Origin of the sequence: Cedecea lapagei (assembly GCF_900635955.1) — a bacterium.
Classification (GTDB): Bacteria; Pseudomonadota; Gammaproteobacteria; order Enterobacterales; family Enterobacteriaceae; genus Cedecea; species Cedecea lapagei.
The window spans coordinates 161,596-183,753 of record NZ_LR134201.1; the positions used below are offsets into that span (position 1 = coordinate 161,596).

Annotated in this window: 18 protein-coding genes; 6 read left to right on the plus strand and 12 right to left on the minus strand. The window is 56.2% G+C overall.

Annotated features, from left to right (window positions below; genetic code table 11):
* Positions 1 to 53 precede the first annotated feature (53 nt).
* Positions 54 to 737 (minus strand): DNA utilization protein GntX, encoded by a 684-nt coding sequence (gene gntX / locus EL098_RS00750; protein WP_126354253.1) that lies wholly within the window; start codon positions 735 to 737, stop codon positions 54 to 56.
* Between the two features lie 38 nt (positions 738 to 775).
* On the opposite strand from gntX, the gene bioH reads away from it, so the two are divergent.
* Complete coding sequence (bioH, locus tag EL098_RS00755; RefSeq protein ID WP_126354254.1) at positions 776 to 1,552, plus strand: pimeloyl-ACP methyl ester esterase BioH; 777 nt, start codon at positions 776 to 778, stop codon at positions 1,550 to 1,552.
* A gap of 133 nt (positions 1,553 to 1,685) precedes the next feature.
* Positions 1,686 to 1,964 (plus strand): YdgH/BhsA/McbA-like domain containing protein, encoded by a 279-nt coding sequence (locus tag EL098_RS00760; RefSeq protein WP_126354255.1) that lies wholly within the window; start codon positions 1,686 to 1,688, stop codon positions 1,962 to 1,964.
* 41 nt (positions 1,965 to 2,005) lie between these two features.
* Here EL098_RS00760 and feoC read toward each other — a convergent pair whose 3' ends face one another.
* The 5 genes from feoC to greB all read right to left on the minus strand — a co-directional run bounded on the left by feoC (position 2,006) and on the right by greB (position 8,221).
* Positions 2,006 to 2,242 (minus strand): [Fe-S]-dependent transcriptional repressor FeoC, encoded by a 237-nt coding sequence (gene feoC / locus EL098_RS00765; protein ID WP_126354256.1) that lies wholly within the window; start codon positions 2,240 to 2,242, stop codon positions 2,006 to 2,008.
* Between the two features lie 10 nt (positions 2,243 to 2,252).
* Positions 2,253 to 4,571 (minus strand): Fe(2+) transporter permease subunit FeoB, encoded by a 2,319-nt coding sequence (feoB, locus tag EL098_RS00770; RefSeq protein WP_126354257.1) that lies wholly within the window; start codon positions 4,569 to 4,571, stop codon positions 2,253 to 2,255.
* Between the two features lie 53 nt (positions 4,572 to 4,624).
* Positions 4,625 to 4,849, minus strand: coding sequence for a ferrous iron transporter A (gene feoA / locus EL098_RS00775; RefSeq protein WP_126354258.1), 225 nt, complete (start codon positions 4,847 to 4,849; stop codon positions 4,625 to 4,627).
* A gap of 447 nt (positions 4,850 to 5,296) precedes the next feature.
* Positions 5,297 to 7,630 (minus strand): Tex family protein, encoded by a 2,334-nt coding sequence (locus tag EL098_RS00780; protein WP_126354259.1) that lies wholly within the window; start codon positions 7,628 to 7,630, stop codon positions 5,297 to 5,299.
* A gap of 111 nt (positions 7,631 to 7,741) precedes the next feature.
* Positions 7,742 to 8,221, minus strand: coding sequence for a transcription elongation factor GreB (greB, locus tag EL098_RS00785; protein WP_126354260.1), 480 nt, complete (start codon positions 8,219 to 8,221; stop codon positions 7,742 to 7,744).
* A gap of 238 nt (positions 8,222 to 8,459) precedes the next feature.
* Between greB and ompR the strand changes: the two genes are divergently transcribed.
* Both ompR and envZ read left to right on the plus strand, forming a co-directional pair.
* Positions 8,460 to 9,179 (plus strand): osmolarity response regulator transcription factor OmpR, encoded by a 720-nt coding sequence (ompR, locus tag EL098_RS00790; RefSeq protein ID WP_006177890.1) that lies wholly within the window; start codon positions 8,460 to 8,462, stop codon positions 9,177 to 9,179.
* Positions 9,176 to 10,525, plus strand: coding sequence for a two-component system sensor histidine kinase EnvZ (gene envZ / locus EL098_RS00795; RefSeq protein ID WP_126354261.1), 1,350 nt, complete (start codon positions 9,176 to 9,178; stop codon positions 10,523 to 10,525). The genes ompR and envZ overlap by 4 nt, the downstream gene beginning before the upstream one ends.
* 67 nt (positions 10,526 to 10,592) lie before the next feature.
* Here the strand turns inward: envZ and pckA are convergent, their stop codons facing one another.
* Positions 10,593 to 12,212, minus strand: a complete 1,620-nt coding sequence (pckA, locus tag EL098_RS00800) for a phosphoenolpyruvate carboxykinase (ATP) (protein ID WP_126354262.1) — start codon at positions 12,210 to 12,212, stop codon at positions 10,593 to 10,595.
* Between the two features lie 316 nt (positions 12,213 to 12,528).
* Between pckA and EL098_RS00805 the strand changes: the two genes are divergently transcribed.
* Positions 12,529 to 14,286 carry a DUF4153 domain-containing protein gene (locus EL098_RS00805; RefSeq protein ID WP_232012289.1) on the plus strand — a complete coding sequence of 586 codons (1,758 nt, stop codon included), beginning with the start codon at positions 12,529 to 12,531 and terminating at the stop codon, positions 14,284 to 14,286.
* Between the two features lie 36 nt (positions 14,287 to 14,322).
* Here EL098_RS00805 and hslO read toward each other — a convergent pair whose 3' ends face one another.
* The 4 genes from hslO to EL098_RS00825 all read right to left on the minus strand — a co-directional run bounded on the left by hslO (position 14,323) and on the right by EL098_RS00825 (position 18,522).
* Positions 14,323 to 15,201: an Hsp33 family molecular chaperone HslO gene (gene hslO, locus EL098_RS00810; protein WP_126358327.1), complete on the minus strand. Its 879-nt coding sequence runs from the start codon at positions 15,199 to 15,201 to the stop codon at positions 14,323 to 14,325.
* Positions 15,202 to 15,228: 27 nt separating this feature from the next.
* Positions 15,229 to 15,630, minus strand: coding sequence for a ribosome-associated heat shock protein Hsp15 (gene hslR, locus EL098_RS00815; protein WP_126354263.1), 402 nt, complete (start codon positions 15,628 to 15,630; stop codon positions 15,229 to 15,231).
* A gap of 9 nt (positions 15,631 to 15,639) precedes the next feature.
* Entirely contained in the window at positions 15,640 to 16,311 is a 672-nt protein-coding gene (gene yrfG, locus EL098_RS00820; protein ID WP_126354264.1) for a GMP/IMP nucleotidase, read from the minus strand.
* A gap of 75 nt (positions 16,312 to 16,386) precedes the next feature.
* A complete protein-coding gene (locus EL098_RS00825; RefSeq protein WP_126354265.1) occupies positions 16,387 to 18,522 on the minus strand; it encodes an intracellular growth attenuator family protein in 2,136 nt (711 codons plus the stop codon).
* A 335-nt stretch (positions 18,523 to 18,857) separates the two neighbouring features.
* Here EL098_RS00825 and nudE point away from each other — a divergent pair, with 335 nt between their 5' ends.
* Positions 18,858 to 19,418, plus strand: coding sequence for an ADP compounds hydrolase NudE (gene nudE, locus EL098_RS00830; protein ID WP_126354266.1), 561 nt, complete (start codon positions 18,858 to 18,860; stop codon positions 19,416 to 19,418).
* 60 nt (positions 19,419 to 19,478) lie between these two features.
* Here the strand turns inward: nudE and mrcA are convergent, their stop codons facing one another.
* Positions 19,479 to 22,031: a peptidoglycan glycosyltransferase/peptidoglycan DD-transpeptidase MrcA gene (gene mrcA, locus EL098_RS00835; RefSeq protein WP_167469948.1), complete on the minus strand. Its 2,553-nt coding sequence runs from the start codon at positions 22,029 to 22,031 to the stop codon at positions 19,479 to 19,481.
* Positions 22,032 to 22,158 lie beyond the last annotated feature (127 nt).

Consider the following 22,158-nt stretch of genomic DNA (forward strand, 5'->3'; position numbering starts at 1 on the left):
TTGCTCAATAGTTGACTATTTTAGTCGGTTATAATACGCCCATCGTCGAGGGTCTACAAGGTTCGACACAGGCACCATACCTGGACAGTCGCCGCGCCCTGCCTTTTCAGCAATCGCGCTATCTCCGCAACAGTACTACCCGTCGTCACGACATCATCCACAATAGCCATATGGCGGCCGGCAACCGGGATTTCAACCCTAAAGATGCCTTTCAAATTCCTCTTTCTCTCTTTGGCGGTCAGCGTGTGTTGTGCCGGAGATGAACGTATACGTTTGATTGCAAAAGGGGAATATTTTCGGCCCAGCCAGTGAGCCAGCGGAGTAGCAATAAGTGCGCTTTGGTTATAGCCGCGCCGCCACGCCCGGGTGTGATGCAGCGGTACGCTCACCAGGGTATCGGGCAGCTGAATGCGTCCCTCTCGCCTGGCGGCCAGGATGCGCAGCAGCAGCAGGCGGGCCAGGGCGGGCGCGAGTGACGGGGTGCCGGTAAATTTCAGGTGGTGGATTAGCGTGCTGAGCGGCGGGAGGTAATCGCTGACGTAGGTTATTGTGTCCCACTCCGGCGTTCGCTGCAGGCACCGCCCGCAGGGTGAATGCCCCCTCAAAGCGGGTAAGCCGCACTGGGGGCAGCAGGCCTGCGGCTGAATAAGCGACGCGGTACAGCTGGAGCAAATCCCCCAGCCCGGGCAGGCAAGCGCTAACCGACATAGCCAACAGCGGCCGGGGATTGTTAGCATAGTCTTCTCCTTGCTGATGAAAATGGGAACGGTAACTGATGAGCGAGCTGTGGTGGCAAACAAAAGGTGAAGGGAAAAACGATCTTGTGCTGCTGCACGGATGGGGACTGAACGCGGAGGTCTGGCATAACATAGAAACAGAACTCGGCTCGCATTTTCGGCTGCACCTGGTCGACCTGCCGGGGTATGGTCGGAGCAAAGGTTTTGGTTCACTCACGCTGGAGAAAATGGCCGACATTGTGCTGGCTAAAGCTCCGGAGCGCGCCATCTGGCTTGGCTGGAGTCTGGGAGGGCTGGTGGCAAGCCAGATAGCGCTCGTCAGTCCTGAGCGAGTAAATGCGCTGGTGACGGTGGCCTCTTCTCCGTGTTTTACCGCTGCAGAGGGCTGGCCAGGCATTAAACCCGAGGTGTTGGCCGGCTTCCAGCAGCAGTTAAGCGAAGATTTCCAGCGTACCGTTGAGCGTTTTTTGGCGCTGCAAACGTTGGGAACGGAGACTGCCCGTCAGGATGCTCGTCTGTTGAAGACCGTAGTTCTGGCGCAGCCGATGCCGGAGGTCGCCGTCCTTAATGGGGGACTCGAGATCCTCAAAACCGCCGATCTGCGAGCGGATTTAGCCGACTCAGCCGTGCCCCATCTACGCCTCTATGGCCGACTGGATGGCCTGGTGCCACGCAAAGTGGTTCCTCTTCTGGATGCCCTGTGGCCGCATTCCCAATCACTTATTTTCGATAAAGCCGCACACGCGCCGTTTATCTCGCATCCGGCGGAGTTTTGCCAGGCGGTACTGGAGTGGGAGCAGCGCTTAAAAGAGTAAGTGGTTCATCTGTGGCGAAAAAAATATTTTGTGCCAATACTCAATTATTCACCCTGCGAAGGGTGAATAAATAAACCGTTGCGGGATGAATCCCGGTTATTAAAAAAGCAGATACCTACGGAGAGTACTGGCGATGAAATTGATAACAGGTGTGATTACTGGGTTGTTGGTTGGTGCTGTTTCCTTTGGTGCGTTTGCGGCTAAAGAAATTCAAAAAGATAAAGTTGCAGAGTTGAAGCTAACGAAGATCGGCACGATCGTCACGGATAACACTTCTGCACCAATGGATGCGAAGCGCGATCTGATTAAGAAAGCCGATAAGCTGGGGGGTGACTACTACGTGGTCACCAGCGCCGAAAAATATACTAAAAACGTTCGTGCTACCGCGGATGTCTACAAGGTAGCGAAATAACTCACGTTACATAAAGCAAGGCGGGGATAACCCGCCTTTTTTTATCGTAGCGCCCAGAGCTCCCGCACACACTGTTTCCCTTCCGGGCAGCTTTTGCAGCTCCCCGTCAGGCAGCTGCTCGGGTCTTCACTGACGCGTATCGCTTTGCCCATCGCCTCCAGGCGTTCGAGCATCGCGGCGACCAGCGGCAGAGGCGTAGCAAGCTGCTGGCTTATCTGCTTCGCTTCGAGGCGGCCCTGAAGCGCCAGGGCGTTACGGATATCAATCAGGCTTGCCACAGGCGCCTCCTTAGTGACAGTCGCCGGTGCTGCTCTGGCAGCAGGACGACGGCGTTTTTCTGGTCGCCAGCAGTGAGACGTCCACGCGGCTACGGGCGCGGCGAAGCCCGCCAAGCAGCAGCACGTTAAACAGCACGACCGCCAAAATAGAGACCAGGCTGAACTGCGGATGTTCGCTGAAGGTCACGCTCTGGTAGTAGAGCGTTGAGAGCGAATAAGCGATATTCAGTCCCCAAAGCACGGAAAACGTCATCCAGCCCCGGCTGGATTCGCGGGCAATGGCACCCATCACCGAGATGCACGGAATATAGAGTAGGACGAAAATCAGATAGCTGTAGGCGGCGGCTTCGCTGCCAAACTTGCTGCTCATGACGCCCATTGGCCCGGAGGACATTTCGCCGTCGCCCTTGCTCGCTTCGATTGGGTTCGCCAGCACGCTCAGGCTAAAGGTGTTTTTCAGCCCCTGCCAGGTTTCATCGGCGGCGGCACCCAGCTCATCAAGTAGATTAAAGCTTGCGGCATCGAACTCTTCGTTATGAATATCTTCGGCGGTATAAAGGGTATTCAGCGTACCGACTACCACCTCTTTTGCCATCGCGCCGGTAAACAGCCCAACGGTGGCCTGCCAGTTGTCGTCGTGGACGCCAATCGGCTTCAGCAGCGGCGTTAACACGCGGCTGACGGAGGCAAGCGCGGAGTCATTGATGTTATCTACTGGCTTGCCGCTAAAGGAGAAGCTGTTCAGCGCGCCGATGAAAATACTCACAATCACGATGACTTTACCGGCGCGCAGGACGAAGCCTTTCAGGCGCTGCCAGGTCTGCAAAAGCAGGCTTTTAAGATGGGGAACATGGTAAACCGGTAGCTCCATCACGAACGGTGAGGCTTCGCCGCGCATAATGGTGTGCTTCAGCATCAGGCCGGTAAGGATGGCCATCACGATGCCGAGGATATAGAGCGAGAAGACCACCAGCGCACCCTGCTGACCAAAGAAGGCGGCGGCAAACACCGCGAAAATCGCCAGCCGTGCACCGCAGGACATAAACGGCGCCATCATGATGGTCATCAGTCTTTCTCGCGGCGCATCAAGGGTGCGGGCGCCCATGACCGAGGGTACGTTGCAGCCGAAGCCGACGATCAGCGGTACAAAAGATTTACCCGGCAGACCAAGAGCCTGCATCAGGCGGTCCATTACGAAAGCGGCGCGGGCCATGTAGCCGGAGTCCTCGAGGAACGACAGGAACAGATACATCATGCCGATTTGTGGGACCAGCGGCAGCACGGTGTTGATCCCGCCGCCGATGCCCTGGGCCAGGAAAATAGTCAGCCATTCCGGGAAGTGGAGCGTATAGCCAAGCCACTGAATGCCGTGAATAAATATCGCCACCGAGCCTGCATCAAAAATAGGCTGCAGCGCGCCGCCGATGTTAATCGCCAGCAGGAACATCAGGTACATCACCAGCATAAAGATCGGCAGGCCGAGGTAGCGGTTGAGGATGATTTTATCCATTGCCACCGTCAGGCGGTTTGGTTCGGCGGTCATGCTGTTGCTAACCGCGTCGCACACGGCAGCGATGCTTTGATAGCGTGCATCGGCAATCAGCAGGGCAGGATCGTCAATAGCCTCTGCGAGGCGAGCGTGCGCGGCCTCAAGCTTCTCTGTGGCGTTGCCCGCATAAGCCAGGCTGTAGATATCCCCTTCCAGCATCTGCAGCGCCAGCCAACGGCGCTGCCCTGCCGGCATCGCCTGAGGCATATCAGCGGCCAAATTTTCCGCTTCCTGCAGCAGAATCTGAGGATAGTGGACCAGCTCGTTTTTCTGGTTGGGCTGTTTGCGGTCGATGGCGAGTTTCAGGCTGTCAATACCGCGTCCTCGGGTAGAGACCAGCGGCACGACCGGGCAACCGAGGCGGGCGGCAAGCGCGTCGATGTCGATGCGGATCGCCTGTTTCTCGGCGATATCCAGCATATTCAAAGCGACCACGCATGGGATGCCCAGCTCCAGCAGCTGCAGCGTCAGGTAGAGATTGCGCTCAAGGTTTGAAGCATCAACCACGTTGATGAGCAGATCCGCATCGCCGCTAAGGATGTAATGACAGGCGATTTGCTCATCTAGCGAGGTCTGCGACGAAATGGTGGTGAGCGAGTAGGTACCGGGCAAATCAACCAACGTGACCTGGTGCTCAAGCGTGGAAAACTGACCTTCTTTGCGTTCTACGGTGACGCCAGCCCAGTTCCCCACGCGCTGGCGGGCGCCCGTCAGCTGATTAAATAACGTGGTTTTACCCGAGTTAGGGTTGCCGATTAAACCTATGGTTAAGTTTTTCATTTTTGTTCGTAGACTTCGTTGAGTTTGCAAAAAGCGCGTACGCTCGCCCGCCGTTAAACAACAGCTTCGATATTCACCAGCGCGAGATCTTTTTTGCGCAGCACCAGGCTTACGCGGCGAGTTTCTATATGGATAGGATCGCCGAGGGGCGCCACGCGAACTACGTTGAATGAAGAGCCTGGCAACATGCCGAGAGACAATAATTTCTGGCGGTAAGCCGGGCTGATTTCACTGGCGAAGCCGGTAATTTTCCACGCGCTATTCGGTATGAATTGCATAGGACCTACTTAGAGCTTGGCTCTGCATTGGCGCTGACTGAACGATCGTTTTAACCACCAGTCACGCGAACATTAAAAGCGAATTAAGCTAGAGAAAGAGAAGAGATATCGTTCAACACAATGATAATGAGAATGGTTACCGTCGACAATATTTATTTTTCTTCTCAAATTTAACCTAAATAGGGAACTCCGCCGGGCAGGCAGAGAGGGAATAATCAACAGGTCAATAACGAGATTTATTAACTGATTGAATACATTGGCAATGCATTAAATTCTCGCAGCCTTGAGTGTTATTTGGCTATTGCCGATGTTACAGAAGTGATAATTACTGGTTTCACGATGGGGTAAATATTGAAAATTGATTTAAATCAAAATTAAGTTATTTTTTAGATTATAGCGGGGGAGCGGAAATAAAATCTCTCCCCGAAGGGAGAGATGAAGAAGGAATTAACGCTTTTTGCCCATAGCGGCGGCCAGGGCATCCATCATAGCGCTATTTCCGCCGCTGGCGTTGTCCCGTCCACGCGGCTTTTGCTGCGCTGCAGGTTTGCCCTTTTGCTCGCGGGAGGCGTTACCGCCGTTGCCGCGACGGCTGCCGCTTTCGCCAGGTTGTTCGTCGAGGCGCATGGTTAAGGCGATGCGTTTGCGCTGCAGGTCAACTTCCAGCACCTTGACCTTCACGATATCGCCCGCTTTCACCACCTTATGCGGATCGTCGATAAACTTGTCCGACAGGGATGAGATGTGAACCAGCCCGTCCTGATGCACGCCGATATCCACAAACGCGCCGAAGTTGGTGACGTTGGTGACCGCACCTTCCAGCACCATACCGGGCGTCAGGTCGTTCATCGTTTCAACGCCTTCGGCAAACTGTGCCGTTTTGAACTCAGGGCGTGGGTCGCGACCCGGCTTTTCCAGCTCTTTAATAATGTCCGTCACGGTAGGGACACCGAAACGTTCGTCGGTAAACTGGCTGGCTTTGAGGTCACGCAGCTCGCTGCTGTTGCCCATTAAATCCTGCAGCGCCTGTTGGGTTGCGGCGAGAATACGCTCGACGACCGGATAGGCTTCCGGGTGAACGGTAGAGGCATCCAGCGGGTTATCGCCGTGGTTGATACGCAGGAAGCCGGCGCACTGCTCGAAAGCTTTTGGCCCCAGGCGGCTGACGTTAAGCAGCTGCTGACGGTTCCGGAAGCGGCCATTTTCGTCACGCCAGCTGACGATGTTCTGCGCCATCATGCGGGTCAGGCCGGCAACGCGGGTCAGCAACGGCACGGAGGCCGTGTTCAGATCCACGCCAACGGCGTTTACGCAGTCTTCCACTACCGCATCCAGCTTTTTCGCCAGCTGGGTCTGGCTTACGTCGTGTTGATACTGGCCCACGCCGATAGATTTCGGATCGATTTTCACCAGCTCGGCCAGCGGATCCTGCAGACGGCGGGCGATGGAGACGGCGCCGCGGATAGAAACGTCCAAGTCCGGGAACTCCAGCGCCGCCAGCTCGGAAGCGGAATAGACGGAGGCGCCTGCTTCGCTGACGATAACCTTCTGCGCGGTCACTTTTGGGAACTGTTTCTGCACGTCCAGGAAGAAGCGTTCGGTTTCGCGGGAGGCGGTGCCGTTACCGATAGCGACCAGCTCGACGTTGTGCTTCTCGCAAAGTGCCGCCACGGCAACGGCTGCTTTAGCCGCCTGGCCGGTATGTGGATAAATAGTATCGGTGGCAACCAGCTTGCCGGTGGCGTCAACCACCGCGACCTTCACGCCGGTACGCAGGCCCGGATCGAGGCCCATTGTGGCACGCAGGCCAGCCGGAGCCGCCATCAGCAGGTCATGCAGATTACGGGCAAAGACGTTAATCGCTTCGTCTTCCGCGCGTTCGCGCACGGTGCCCATCAGCTCGGTTTCAAGGTGCATCAGCACCTTGATGCGCCAGGTCCAGCTCACTACGGCCCTGCGCCAGCTGTCGGCAGGGGCATTGTTCAGGCGCAGATTAAGATGGTTGATAATCAACTGCTCGCAATAGCTCTCGCGCGGCGGCTCATCAAACTGCGGATCGGCATTCAGCGACAGCTGTAAAATGCCTTCGTTGCGCCCGCGGAACATAGCCAGCGCACGGTGGGAAGGAATAGTGGCAATCGCTTCGTGATGAGCGAAGTAGTCGCGGAATTTCGCGCCTTCCTCCTCTTTGCCGCTAACAACGGCTGAGACCAGGTGGGCATTTTTCCACAGATAGTCGCGGACCTTGGCCAGCAGCGCGGCGTCTTCAGCGAAACGCTCCATCAGGATGTAGCGTGCGCCGTCCAGCGCCGCTTTGGTGTCGGCAACGCCTTTATCGGCGTCCACGAAGCGGGCAGCTTCCTGCTCCGGATCGTGCGTAGGCTCGTTCCACAACACATCGGCCAGCGGCTCAAGGCCCGCTTCAATGGCGATTTGCCCGCGTGTACGGCGCTTCGGTTTATAGGGCAGGTAAAGATCTTCGAGTTCAGTTTTGCTCAGCGTGCCGTTGATGGCGCCGGCAAGGTCATCGCTCAGTTTGCCCTGGTCGGCAATGGATTTGAGGATGGTCTGGCGGCGCTCTTCCAGCTCGCGCAGGTAGCTAAGACGAGTCTCCAGTTGACGCAGTTGCGTGTCATCCAGACCGCCGGTGACTTCCTTACGATAACGTGCGATAAACGGCACGGTATTCCCTTCATCCAGCAGGCGAACGGCAGCTTCTACCTGTTCGTTTCTGGCCTGAAGCTCACCCGCAATAATGCGGCAAAGCGAATCATTCATCATGGCTTTTCATCTGTGTAGTACGGAAAATTCAGCAGACAGTTATACGGATCGGGGCACGAAAATGCCAGCCGTCGACCCGCGGATATTGGGTTTCGGACAGTTCTGTTCACATTACTCAGGTTTCGGGTACTCAATGTCATTGACGTACCACTGCGCTTCTCCGGCTGGGGTCTGCACCACGGCCAAATCGCCCACCTCTTTTTTGAGCAATGCTCGTGCCATCGGCGAGTCGATAGAGATGTAGTCCTTGCGGCCAAAGATTTCGTCGTAGCCAACGATACGAAAGCGCAGCAGGTCGCCGTCGTCATTTTCTATTTCGACCCAGGCGCCAAAGAAGACTTTGCCTTCCTGCTGCGGTGAGTAATCGACGATTTTCAGCCGTTCCAGAGATTTGGTGATGTAGCGAACCCGGCGGTCAATTTCACGCAGGCGCTTTTTGTTGTACTGGTAGTCGGCGTTTTCACTGCGATCGCCCAGGCTGGCGGCCCAGGTCACTTTTTTGGTCACCTCAGGGCGCTCTTCACGCCACAGGTAATCCAGCTCCTTTTTGAGCTTCTCGTAGCCTTCACGGGTGATTAACGGCGTTTTCATCTTTCAGCCCTGTAGCCTGTAAAATCAGAGTGTGATTTAAACCGATGCTTAATGAAGAATGCAACCGGCGCATTTTGGGAAGCAAGTCACCAAATTTTGATTTAAAACGTTGATAACCGACTGTTTAATATGCTTTGTAACAATTTCGACTAGAATGTATACCAGAATTGACTGGTTGTATTAGCGCAGTTTTTTAAGAATACACACTCAACTGTTCGAGCCTTTGGGAGTACTTACGATGCAAGAGAACTATAAAATTCTGGTGGTCGATGACGACATGCGCCTGCGCGCGCTGTTAGAGCGTTATCTCACCGAACAGGGCTTCCAGGTTCGCAGCGTCGCCAACGCCGAACAAATGGATCGCCTGCTGACCCGCGAATCCTTCCACCTGATGGTGCTGGATCTGATGCTGCCGGGCGAGGATGGTCTCTCTATTTGCCGCCGCCTGCGTAGCCAGAGCAACCCAATGCCGATCATCATGGTGACCGCGAAGGGTGAAGAGGTCGACCGTATCGTCGGCCTGGAAATTGGCGCGGATGATTATATTCCTAAGCCGTTTAACCCGCGTGAGCTGCTGGCCCGTATTCGCGCCGTACTGCGCCGTCAGGCTAATGAACTGCCGGGTGCGCCTTCTCAGGAGGAAGCCGTCATCGCGTTCGGCAAGTTCAAACTGAACCTCGGTACCCGCGAAATGTTCCGCGAAGATGAGCCGATGCCGTTGACCAGCGGCGAGTTTGCGGTCCTGAAAGCGCTGGTGAGTCACCCGCGTGAGCCGCTTTCCCGCGATAAGCTGATGAACCTGGCGCGCGGCCGTGAATACTCCGCGATGGAGCGTTCCATTGACGTACAGATCTCCCGCCTGCGCCGCATGGTGGAAGAGGACCCGGCGCATCCGCGTTATATCCAGACCGTTTGGGGTCTTGGCTACGTCTTCGTCCCGGACGGCGCTAAGGCATGAGGCGAGTTCGCTTCTCACCAAGAAGCTCGTTTGCCCGTACGCTGTTGCTGATCGTCACCCTGCTGTTCGTCAGCCTGGTGACGACCTATCTTGTCGTTCTGAACTTCGCAATCTTGCCGAGCCTGCAGCAGTTTAATAAGGTGCTGGCGTACGAAGTCAGAATGCTGATGACCGACAAACTGCAGCTTGAAGACGGCACCCAGCTTGTGGTGCCGCCTGCGTTTCGTCGCGAAATTTACCGTGAGCTGGGCATTTCGCTTTACTCCAACGAGGCGGCGGAAGACGCTGGCCTGCGCTGGGCGCAGCACTACGAGTTTCTGAGCCAGCAAATGGCGCAGCAGCTCGGCGGCCCAACCGAAGTGCGCGTTGAGGTGAATAAAAGCTCCCCCGTCGTCTGGCTGAAGACCTGGCTGTCGCCAAATATCTGGGTGCGTGTCCCGCTGACGGAAATCCATCAGGGCGATTTCTCCCCGCTGTTCCGCTACACGCTGGCGATAATGCTGCTGGCGATAGGCGGCGCATGGCTCTTTATTCGAATACAAAACCGACCGCTGGTCGACCTGGAGCACGCCGCGCTTCAGGTCGGTAAAGGGATCATTCCTCCTCCGCTGCGTGAATATGGCGCGTCGGAAGTGCGGTCGGTGACGCGGGCATTTAACCATATGGCCGCGGGCGTAAAACAGCTGGCCGACGACCGTACGCTGCTGATGGCGGGCGTCAGTCACGATCTGCGCACGCCTCTGACGCGTATTCGCCTGGCGACCGAGATGATGGGGCAGGAGGATGGCTATCTGGCCGAGTCGATTAACAAAGATATCGAAGAGTGTAATGCGATTATCGAGCAGTTCATCGACTACCTGCGTACTGGCCAGGAGATGCCGCTGGAGATGGCGGATCTTAACAGCGTGCTCGGCGAAGTGATTGCCGCCGAAAGCGGCTACGAGCGTGAAATCGACACTGACCTGCAGGACGGCGAGATCCGCCTCAATATTCACCCGCTCTCTATCAAGCGTGCGGTGGCGAATATGGTGGTCAACGCGGCGCGCTACGGCAATGGCTGGATCAAAGTCAGCAGCGGCAGCGAGCTGAACCGCGCCTGGTTCCAGGTGGAAGATGATGGCCCGGGCATTGAGCCAGACCAGCTTCAGCACCTGTTCCAGCCGTTCGTGCGTGGCGACAGCGCCCGTAGCACCAGCGGTACCGGGCTGGGCTTAGCTATCGTGCAGCGCATCATCGACAACCATAACGGGATGTTAGATCTCGGGAAAAGCGAGCGGGGAGGGCTGCGTATCAGGGCTTACCTGCCGCTGCCGATAGCCCGGGTTGTTGCCCACCGAGAAAGCTAAGTTGCCGTTAGCCCAATAAAAAAACGACCCTCGAGAGGGTCGTTTTTTTTCGTCTTAGCTTTCTGAATTACAGCTTAGGACCGGCTTCTACCAGCGCCGCGCCGGCAGGGGTGTCGGTGTACTTCTCAAAGTTTTCTACAAACAGCTTCGCCAGCTGCTCCGCTTTTTCCTGCCACTGTTCCGGAGACGCGTAGGTATTCCGTGGGTCAAGGATCCGGGGATCCACGCCCGCAAGCGAGGTGGGGATCGCGAGGTTAAACATCGGCAGCGTGAAGGTTTCTGCGTCGTCCAGCGAGCCGTCAAGAATGGCGTCGATGATCGCGCGGGTGTCTTTGATGGAGATACGTTTGCCGGTGCCGTTCCAGCCAGTATTCACCAGGTAAGCCTGCGCGCCCGAGGCCTGCATGCGCTTAACGAGCACTTCTGCATACTGCGTTGGGTGCAGCGACAGGAACGCCGCGCCGAAGCAGGCGGAGAAGGTTGGCGTTGGCTCGGTTACGCCGCGCTCGGTGCCCGCCAGTTTGGCGGTAAAGCCGGACAGGAAGTGATACTGCGTCTGGTTTGCGGTGAGGCGAGAAACCGGCGGCAGCACGCCGAAGGCGTCTGCGGTCAGGAAGATAACTTTCGTTGCATGACCCGCTTTCGACACCGGCTTAACGATGTTGTCGATATGGTAGATTGGGTAAGAAACGCGGGTATTTTCGGTTTTTGAGGCGTCGTCGAAGTCGATGGAGCCGTCGGCACGCACGGTGACGTTTTCCAGCAGCGCATCGCGGCGGATCGCGTGGTAAATATCCGGCTCGGCCTCTTCCGACAGGCGAATCGTTTTGGCGTAGCAGCCGCCTTCGAAGTTGAACACGCCGTCGTCATCCCAGCCGTGCTCATCGTCGCCAATCAGGCGGCGTTTCGGGTCGGTGGAGAGCGTTGTTTTACCGGTGCCGGACAGGCCGAAGAACACCGCAACATCGCCTTTTTCGCCGACGTTTGCCGAGCAGTGCATGGAGGCGATGCCTTTCAGCGGCAGCAGGTAGTTCATGATGGAGAACATCCCTTTTTTCATCTCGCCGCCGTACCAGGTGCCGCCGATAAGCTGCATGCGTTCAGTCAGGTTAAACGCCACGAAGTTTTCGGAGTTCAGGCCCTGTTCCTGCCAGTTAGGGTTGGTACATTTAGCGCCGTTCATCACCACAAAATCGGGGGTGAAGGTCTCCAGCTCTTCGTCCGTTGGGCGAATAAACATGTTCTTCACGAAGTGTGCCTGCCAGGCGACTTCGGTAATAAAGCGAACGGAAAGGCGAGTATCGGCGTTGGCGCCGCAGAAGGCGTCGACGATAAACAGGCGCTTGCCTGACAGCTGCTGCGTTACCAGGCCTTTGAGCTCGTGCCAGGTCTCTTCGGAAAGCGGTTTATTGTCGTTTTTGCCTTTTCCGTTGTCTGACCACCAGAGCGTATCGCGGGTGGTGTCATCGCGAACGATATATTTATCTTTAGGCGAGCGGCCGGTAAAGATTCCGGTATCCACGGAAACAGCGCCTAAGGTGGTTACCACGCCGCGCTCAAACCCTTCCAGTTTTGGGTCGAGCTCTTCGCGGTAAAGGGTGTCGTAGTCGGGGTTATAGACGACTTCGCTGACGTCATTAATGCCATAAGCCTTGAGATCTTGCGGGGTTATGCCTTTAACTCGCATTTCACTGCTCCTTAGCCAATTTAAACTGCCTGATATTGTAGGGTTGTTTAGGGGGTGTTAACCGCGACCACTATCATAAATTTACGCGCCTGCTTAAATTTAACAGGGGAAATGCTTAGGGGATGCCTTAGCGGGGGCAGAGTATGGCAGGAATTCACCGCTTCTCGGGGAAAATATGGCGAATATGTTAACAATTAGGATAAAAACGGAGAAATATGTGAATGAACGCGCTCTCATACGCAACGCGATGAAACAAGACCGTCATTGGCATGTCGCAGCGCACCGTTACACCCGGTCAAAAATGAGCTCATAAGGGATGACTACCATGTTCGTGTCCGATCCGTTACCGAAGGCAACCCGCTGGGGCATTTTGCTGGTGGGATTTCTTTCAGGCGTGCTGCTGTACCTGACCGAAGGTCACCGGGCAGGCGGCATCTGGCTGCAGGGGAGTGAGCAGGCCCTGTACCTGCGTTCTCTCTCTGTGGTGTTGGCAACGACGCTGGCGCTTCTCGCCGTACGTTTTAATGACCTGCGGTTCTGGGCGCTGGCGCTTATCCCTCTGCCGGTGGTTGCGCTGATGAGCGGCTGGGTAAACTGGACGACGCGGGGGCTGGAGGGCTGGGATCGCCACGATATTGTGTTGGGATATCAGTGCTCGCTGGCCGCGATGCTATTTTTGGCGCTGCCATGGCTTCAGGGGCGTCTGCGTTCAAAGACGGGCTGGGGAGGCTGGTCGGCCTTTTACGGTCAACTCTGGCGCAACGGTATTACGCTAATGTTAACCGGGCTGCTGGTGCTCTTTTTCTGGGGCGTACTGGCGCTGTGGGCCGGGTTATTCAAGCTGGTGGATATCACTCTTTTCGACAGCCTGTTCTTTAATTCTTCGGCATTTGCCTGGATTGCCACCTGTACCGCGGCGGCGCTCGCCGTAACCCTTTGCCGCGATCAGCAGCGGGCGGTGAATGCGGTAAAACACTTCTTCAGCGTCTTTGCGACCGGCCTGCTGCCGTTGCTGTCGCTGATTTCACTGATGTTTCTGGCGACGCTGCCGGTGGTCGGTCTGGGTTCTGTTTCGCAGCATGTTTCCTGCAATGCGCTGCTTAACACCCTGACGTTGATGGTGATGGTCGCCGCCGCGGTGGCCTGGCATCCGGAAAGAGAAACCCGGCCTTATCCTGTTTTGCTGGACGGCGCGATTAAACTGACGCTGCTACTCTCCCCGATTTACGCCCTGCTGGCCAGCTATGCGCTGTGGCTACGTGTTTCGTCATACGGATGGACGCCGACGCGTGTCTATGCCGCTCTTATCACGCTGACGGTGCTGGTCTGGGCCTGCGGCTATGCTGTCACGTTGATTCGCCAGCGTCGGCAGGCTGTTTTGCAGCCGGGCGGTATCAACCGTGCGGTCCTATTACTGGCGCTGGCCCTGCTGGTTGCGGTGAATTCTCCGCTGCTGGATCCTTATCGCATCAGCGTAAATAACCAGATGGCGCGTTACCACAGCGGGGCTTTGCAGGCGGATAAGCTGAGCATTACGATGCTGCAATCGTCCGGCAGACGAGGCTATGAGGCGATGCGACAGCTGCAGAAAGATCCGGGATTTAGCGCGAACCCGGAACGTAAAAAGCAGCTTGCAATGCTGCTTAGCGATGGCAAAGCGGGGAGCACGGGGGCGATGAAGTTGAGTGTTGAGTCGCTGCGTCAACGTATCGTGCTGGCAGATAAAAATCGCGTACCGGAAAACGCGTGGTGGCAGGCGATGGTGAAAGACGAAAGCTACCAGGCCCGGGAATGTCTGGACGATGAGGATAAGTGCCTGCTGGTCGGGATGGATCTTAACGGCGATGGCCAGGATGAATGGCTGCTGTGCCAGCCGGAAATGAACTACTGCAAAGTTTACGGCAAAATTGGCGGGAGCTGGAAGGATATCGGGCAAGCGCGGGATCTGGATAAAAACCAGATGATGGCGGCTTTAAAGCAGGCGGCTTCTGAAGGAAAACTTACGGCGGCGCCCAAGGTGTGGCAGGACGTGATGGTTCAGGGGCAGCGGATCAAGGTCGATTATTACCGTTAAAATTGAACGCCTCCGGTGAGGAGGCGTTGAGCACCCTTAGTGAACCTGGGGATCTGCCGGAGAGGCATTGTTGCGGATTGCTGCTATGTCCATGGAGTCAAAAACATAGTGGCTGCCACAGTAGTCACAGTTCATGTCGATTTCGCCATCTTCCGCCAGAATACTGTCGATTTCTTCATCCGGCAGCGTACGCAGCGCATCCGCACAGCGTTCACGCGAGCAGGTGCACTTAAATTCTACGTCCTGCGGATCGTACAGGGTGACTTCTTCTTCGTGATAGAGACGCCATAACACGTCGTTCGCCGGCAGCGTCAGCAGCTCTTCAGCCTTGATGGTTTCGGTCAGCGTGGCCAGGTGGTTAAAGTCGTCGGTTTCGGCATTCTGCGCAGGCAGTACCTGCAGCAGCATACCGCCTGCCGCCGCTTTACCTTCCACTTCGCCGGTGCGGATAAACAGGCGAGTCGGCAGCTGCTCGGAGCGCATGAAGTAATCTTCCAGGCAGGCGGCGAGGGTATCTCCCTCCAGCCCGACCACGCCCTGATAGCGTTCACCTTCGCCTGGGGTGATGGTGATCACCAGATAGCCGTTGCCGACCAGATCTTTTAACGCCGCATCAGCGGGGATATCACCCTGAACGCGAGCTACGCCGCGCATTTGCTGTTTGTTGTTACCGTTGATCACGGCCAGCGTCATCGGGCCATCGCCCTGCAACTGAACGGTGATGTCACCGTCAAACTTCAGCGTGGCGGTCAGCAGGCTGGTGGCAACCAGCAGCTCGCCGAGGATATTTTTAACCGGCTGCGGGTAGTCATGGTTTTCCATGATCTGCTGCCAGGTTTCAGAAACCGTCACCAGCTCGCCGCGCACGGCGTAGTTTTCAAACAGATAGCGGTGTAGTTGGTCGTGTTGAGTCATCGTCATCTCTCTTGCTGGTCGGCGGATTTACGCTTCGCCACCGTGTTTAAATTTCATCAAGTCCCGCCGCTCTTTTTTATCCGGGCGGCGATCGGGGTGGGGCATGGTCAGCGCGTTCATTTTGCGTGCCAGCGCCATTTTTTCCCGTTTGGCGATGCTTTCCGCCGTCTCTTCATACAGCTGAGTGGCTTCCGCTGCCGGCCTGCGCTGATCGGTAATCGCGAGGATGGTCACGGTGCGCTCGTCATTGCCCTGACGCAGCGTGAGCACCGCGTTCAGCTCAACCAGTTTACTGGGTTTACCGCGCTGGCCGTTGTAGTGCACTTTACCGCCTTCAATCATCTCCCGCGCCACGGCACGGGTTTTGTAAAAGCGAGCGGCCCACAGCCATTTATCGAGGCGTACGCCTTCGGCCGTTTTTTCTTTCATTACGCCTCCTTAAACGGAAAGCGACGGGATCAGGCTGCGGTAATCGCTAAGGCCGGGGTGGCGCTCAAACGTTTTTTCCGCTTCACCTGAATCCGGGTTGAGGACGCCTAAGCAGTAGCGAATACCAAACTCCGCCGCGGCATCAAGAATCGCTTCGCTGTCGTCGATAAATACCGTTCTGGCCGCGTTGAACCCGGTATGTTCGGCCACCGCCTGCCATAAACGCTGATCTTCTTTCGGATACCCAAATGTGTGGGTAGAAAGTAATAAATCAAGGTGCTGGTTCAACCCGGTGTGCTCAAGCTTCACCGCCAGATTGTGCGGGTGGGCGTTGGTCAGCAGAATACGGCGTTTGCCGCTGGCTTTTGCCGCCTTAAGAAACGGCACCGTATCTTCACGGAGTGCGGCTTTTGGCCCCTGCTCGGTGGTCATCGCACGGATATCCAGCCCGAGGCGTTCGCTCCAGTAGTCGAGACAGTACCAGTTTAGCGTATGCTGCACGGCGTGGTATTCGCGGGAAATCAGCTGATGCGCTTCCTGCAGCGGCATGCCGCGCTGGAGGCTAAGGGTTTCCGGTACCAGCTTTTTCCAGAAATGGTTATCAAAGGCCAGGTCCAGCAGGGTCCCGTCCATATCCAGCAGCAGGGTGTCAACCTCCTGCCACGCAATAGTACCAGACATCGCTTTAGTCTCGAACAAGGGGAAAATAGCGTACCAGGGTAGCACAATCCGGTACGCAAAGTTTACCCGTAACGGCTACCTCAGCGGTGAGGGAGGCGTAAGCGTAGGGTTGAGGCAGCTGTCATAGTAACGATGAATTTCGGCCAGCCGCGTGCTGGCACGACGATAGCGGATGACGGCCAGCACGCCGTTGATCGCAGCACAGGCCAGCATCGCAATGAGCATCAGAGAAATACTGATGTAGCTCCACAGGCTATGCGCATCAGATATCCGGTGCAGCGTGACGTGCTGAGTTCCGTTGGCATCGGTATAGATGCCGGTAATGATCCCTTCGGCGTGGAACGGCGTTTGCAGCAGCATTTCCGCCAGCCGCTGGAATTCGGTCCACTGCTCCTGGGCCGGGAAGTCATACAGCGACATCGGCGGCAGTGGTTGGTCTACCAGATCGCCGCCTTCGTCATTGATGATGACATAGCCGCCGGGCGCAGGACTGTTTAGCGACTGTGCGGCGCGCGTGGTTTCGCGAATAAAGAAAGGTGCGGTTGAGGTGGCCACGAGGTTATCCAGCGACTCAGCGCTAACCGGCCGCAGCAGGACGTTTACCCCGGTCAGTTTTCCGGAGTCAGCGCGCTTTATAAGGGAATCCCAGTCCTTGGTATTGCCCAGGTTCACCAGGGCATTTTTCAGGCGCACGCACTCTTCTTCTGCGGTACACAGCGCCTGCGTTTTTTTCACAATTCCGGCAAAATCATCCAGTAAAACCATGCCTGATTTCTGGATAGCATCGGCCAACTGCGGGTTAACTTTGCTGTCGCCTTCTCCCCCCTGAGGGTGGAGCTGCCCGCTGACGGCTTTGGTCAGGGCTACCGCCTTGTCCATGATTTCAGACTCCGGCAGCGGCAGAGGGCGCGCGGTATTCCAGATAATTTGCGAGCAGTCGAACGGTGTGAACGGGACATTTTGGCGAGAGTTATAGCTGCCGGGGGCGTGGATATTACACATCCCTGTTCCCTTCACTCTGAGCGTATCGCCCACCTGAAGCCTGTATTTTGCGAGGTCCTGTACGCTGGTCGCTTCGATGGATTCGGCGCCCTTCAGCCATGAGGCGCTAAGTTTGATGGGCATTTCCAGGGGAACCCAAAGAGTCATCATCAGCAGAACCAGCAGCGCACCGGAGGAAATTAACAGGTTACGCACCCAGTGCTGAAGCGGGAAGTTACGCACTTCGTCATGCAGAGAAAGGAAGCGGCCCTGACGCACGACGTGTCGGTCCAGGTAGATATCAATGTCGGTTTTCTGCCCCAGGTCCTGGCTTACAAAAGGCTGCCAGTGCGGCGGGTAAATCAGATCGATAATGCCGAGCGAGATATTGTTCATCTGCTCCTGGTTAGATTCGCCGAACAGCCCCCAGCGCTTAGGCGTGCCGCGCAGGCAGTGGATCTCCCTCAGCGCCGTTTTGGCCGGTGGCGCAAATAGCCCCCACAGCCCGGCGGCAATCAGCAGAACGGCACCGCCAGTCAGCCACGGCAGAAACACCGGCGGCGTCACCAGGCTCAGGAACAACATGACGAATGCGATGCAGATAAGCGCCGCTTCGCGCACGCCGTCCGGGCGGCTAAGGGAGTACTCTTCCTGCGTCTCCTGACGGATATTCAGCAGCTCAATCTGTTCGCTTTCCTCACCGCGAATCGACGCCTGGGTGCCAGAATAGCCCTCAATGGCGTACTGCTGCGTGTCGAGCGTATCGTTTTGCAGCGTATTGCCGTTCAGCGAAATCACCAGCGGGATACTGCTGGTGCGGATAAGCTCCACGTCGTTGTCGTTGGTGATGTACTGTTCCCAGAACGGCGGCAGGTGAACTTCTACGGAATCAAGATAATAGCGCCATTTGTTGGCGTCATCTGCCGAAAGGCCGTAGCGTGTGATGGAGCGGCTCAGGGAGAAAACGGTATTGCTCTGCGCGGTGAGCGTTAGCGTAGGCGGCGGATTACTCGCGCCTGAGGGGCCGATCAGCTCCTGGGAACGGGAATAGCGCTCGAGATAATTGTCGACGGCAATGCGCTCTTCCGGGGTTAGCTTGCGCGTGGAGGCTCCGGAGAAGGCACGATCGTGCGATACCCGGGCACGTAGCCTAAGGCTTCGCCAAATCAGCCATCCGGCAATCAGCGCACAGGCCAGCATAGCAGCGAACAAAAATAATAAGGTGCTCATGCTTTCCCCATCAAACCATCGTCTTTTTCATCAAGCTCGGCAAAAGATCGGCCTTTCAAAAAGTTAAAAGATCAGAAGTCATTATCGGCAGGTAAAGGTGCAAACTTGAGCGATTTTTAAGGCGACCAACCTACAGTAACACAATGTTAGCAAAGCGACTTCGTCCGAAATACAAGTAAATTCCTATTCAATAGTACCTGTCTTGACAGGTAGGCGCATTACGTGTTTTGGGAAAAGATACGTTACAAAAATGTAAATAATAGCCAATGCTCGTTGCACGATATGTGCGGCATGCAGCACAATAACTTACCCCTTTCACTGTTGATCCCGTGCACATGAGCAAATCATTAAAAAAACCAACGATTTTACATGTCGAAACCGTGGCGCGTTCGCGGCTGTTTAACGTTGAAACGGTGGACCTGGAGTTTAGCAATGGCGTTCGTCGAGTCTACGAGCGGATGAGACCTTCCTCCCGCGAGGCGGTGATGATCGTCCCTATTGTTGATGACCACCTGATCCTGATCCGTGAATACGCCGTCGGCACAGAGTCCTATGAGTTGGGGTTCTCCAAAGGGCTGATTGACCCGGGCGAAACCGTGTTTGAGGCCGCTAATCGCGAGCTAAAGGAGGAGGTCGGCTTTGGGGCAAATCAGCTGACGTTTTTGAAAAAACTGACGATGGCGCCCTCCTATTTTTCCAGCAAAATGAATATTGTGATTGCAGAAGATCTCTATCCCGAGTCGCTGGAAGGGGATGAGCCGGAAGAGCTGCCGCAGGAGCGATGGTCGCTGGAAAACATGATGGATTTACTGAAGGAAGAAGATTTTAGCGAAGCCCGTAACGTCAGCGCGCTCTTCCTTGTGCGGGAATGGTTAAGACAGCAGGGCAGGCTGTAAGCCAAACCGAGAAAGAATTAAAAAGGGCCGCTATGCGGCCCTTTGCTATTTTGTCCGGGTTTAGAACAACTCGTGTTCTTCCCCGTTATCGATAACCGTAGTCCCTACCTCATGCACCGCCTGCTGCGTAGGCTGCGTGCCTTCAATGAAGTACTCTTCACGGCTGTTGCCGCCGTTAGCCAACTGGCCGGTGCTGCGGTCGATATTGACGGTGACGATACCCGGCGGCGGCGTCAGCGGCTCTTCCGGCACGCCAGCCAGGGCGATTTTCATAAAGTCATCCCAGGCCGGCTGAGCGCTTTTTGCACCCCCTTCATAGCCGGAGATTTGATCTTTAATCGCGCCTGAGGCCGTGGTTCGGCCAAGATCGCGGCGGTGATCGTCAAATCCAATCCAGACTGACGTCACGACGCCGGGGCCGTAGCCGGAGAACCAGGCGTCTTTAGAGCTATTGGTGGTCCCGGTTTTGCCGCCGATATCCCGACGCTTCAAATCCCGGCCCGCACGCCAGCCGGTGCCCTGCCAGCCTGGTTCGCCATAAATATTACTGTTAAGCGCGCTTTTGATCAGGAATGACAGCGGCGTGTTGATCACGTGCGGAGCATATTCTTCGGCCTGCGCTTTGGCCACCAGCGCGCTGTTGGCCTGCTCCAGCTGCGGCATTGGCACGCTGCTGTTTTGCGGCGTTTGCGAGACGGCAACGTCTTCTACATCCTGGTTTTCCAGTACCGTTGATTTCGGCGTATCGCCGTAGATGACCGGAATATCGCAGCTCGCACAGGCGACTTTAGGTTTCGCCTCGAACACGGTATTGCCGGCATCATCAACGATTTTGGTGATGTAGTAAGGGTCAACCAGGAAGCCGCCGTTTGCCATCACCGAGTAGCCGCGGGCAACCTGCATTGGCGTGAATGACGCCGATCCCAGCGCCAGCGATTCGGTATGAACGATATTCGCAGCCGGGAAACCAAAGCGCTGCAGGTACTCAGCGGCGTAGTCTACGCCCATCGCACGCATCGCGCGCACCATGACAACGTTTTTGGACTCCCCAAGGCCCTGACGCAGGCGAATGGGCCCTGCATACTGCGCCGGAGAGTTCTTCGGCCGCCAGTCTGAGCCGGCACCCGCGTCCCAGCGTGAAATAGGCACATCGTTAAGGATGCTCGCCAGCGTCAACCCTTTGTCCATTGCGGCGGTGTACAGGAAAGGTTTGATGTTGGAACCCACCTGACGCAGCGCCTGGGTCGCGCGGTTAAATTTACTTTGGTTAAAGTCAAAGCCGCCGACCAGCGCCAGCACCGCGCCGTCGTGTGGATTGAGCGAGACCAGCGCAGAGTTAACGTCAGGCACCTGGGCGAGCCACCATGCCTCATCCACCTTACGAACCCAAATCTGCTGGCCCGCCTGTACCACGTCGGTCACTTTACGCGGCGTAGCGCCTTGCGCGGTATCGGAGCGATACGGACGCGCCCAGCGCATGCCTTCCATGCCAAGTGAAACGGAGCTGCCGTCTGCCAGCATCGCCGTTGCTTCGTCAGGTGCTGCGCGGGTCACTACGGCCGGGAATAAGGGGCCGTAGACCGGAAGGTTTTTCAGCGAGTCGGTGATTTTCTTCTCATCCCAGGCGCTTTCGCCGACTTTCCACAGCACATTCGATGGGCCGCGGTAGCCGTGGCGCATATCGTAGGCCATGACGTTATTGCGAACGGCATCCTGTGCGCCCTGCTGAATCTTGCGGCTGAGGGTGGTGTAGACCTTGTAGCCGTCTTCGTAGGCTTTGTCACCGTAGCGGCTGACCATCTCCTGGCGCACCAGCTCTGACAGATAAGGCGCAGAGAAGGCGATTTCAGGCGTGTGGTAGCTGGCGTCGATAGGCTGGTTGCGAGCTTCGTCGTACTGGCTTTGGCTGATGTAGCCTTCGCTCAGCATACGTGCCAGCACCACGTTGCGACGTGCCGTTGAGCGATCCATAGAATAGAGCGGGTTAAACGTTGACGGCGCTTTTGGCAGCCCGGCAATTACCGCAATCTCGCTCAGGGTCAGTTGATCGACCGTTTTGCCAAAATAGACCTGAGCGGCGGCGCCAACGCCATAAGCGCGGTAGCCGAGATAGATTTTATTCAGGTAGAGCTCGAGGATCTCATCTTTGCTCAGCATCTGCTCGATGCGCACGGCAAGAAAAGCTTCCTTGATTTTACGCATCAGCGTGCGTTCCGGGCTCAGGAAGAAGTTACGGGCCAGCTGCTGCGTGATGGTACTGGCCCCCTGAGAAGCGTGGCCAGAAAACAGCGCAACGCTGGCGGCACGGAAGATGCCCACCGGGTCAACGCCATGGTGCTCGTAAAAACGGCTGTCTTCCGTTGCGATAAACGCTTTTACCATCACCGGAGGGATTTGGTTAAGGGTCAGCGGAATACGACGTTTCTCGCCGTACTGAGCAATCAGCTCGCCGTCAGCGCTGTAAACCTGCATTGGAATCTGCAGTCGCACATCTTTTAATGTCGCCACGTCGGGCAGCTGGGGCTCAATGTATTTGTATAAACCGTAAATCGAGCCAGCTCCCAGCAGAACGCAACAGACTGCAAGGATTAATAAATACTTTACGAACTTCACCTTAAATTTCCCATCAGGTTTCAATTGGGCAGTTTCTAAACAACCGCGCGGTAGTATAAAGGCAAGCCAGGAGCTTTGATATACCCGTGAAGGTTTCGGGGTCAGGGCTGTTCATCATCCGGATAAG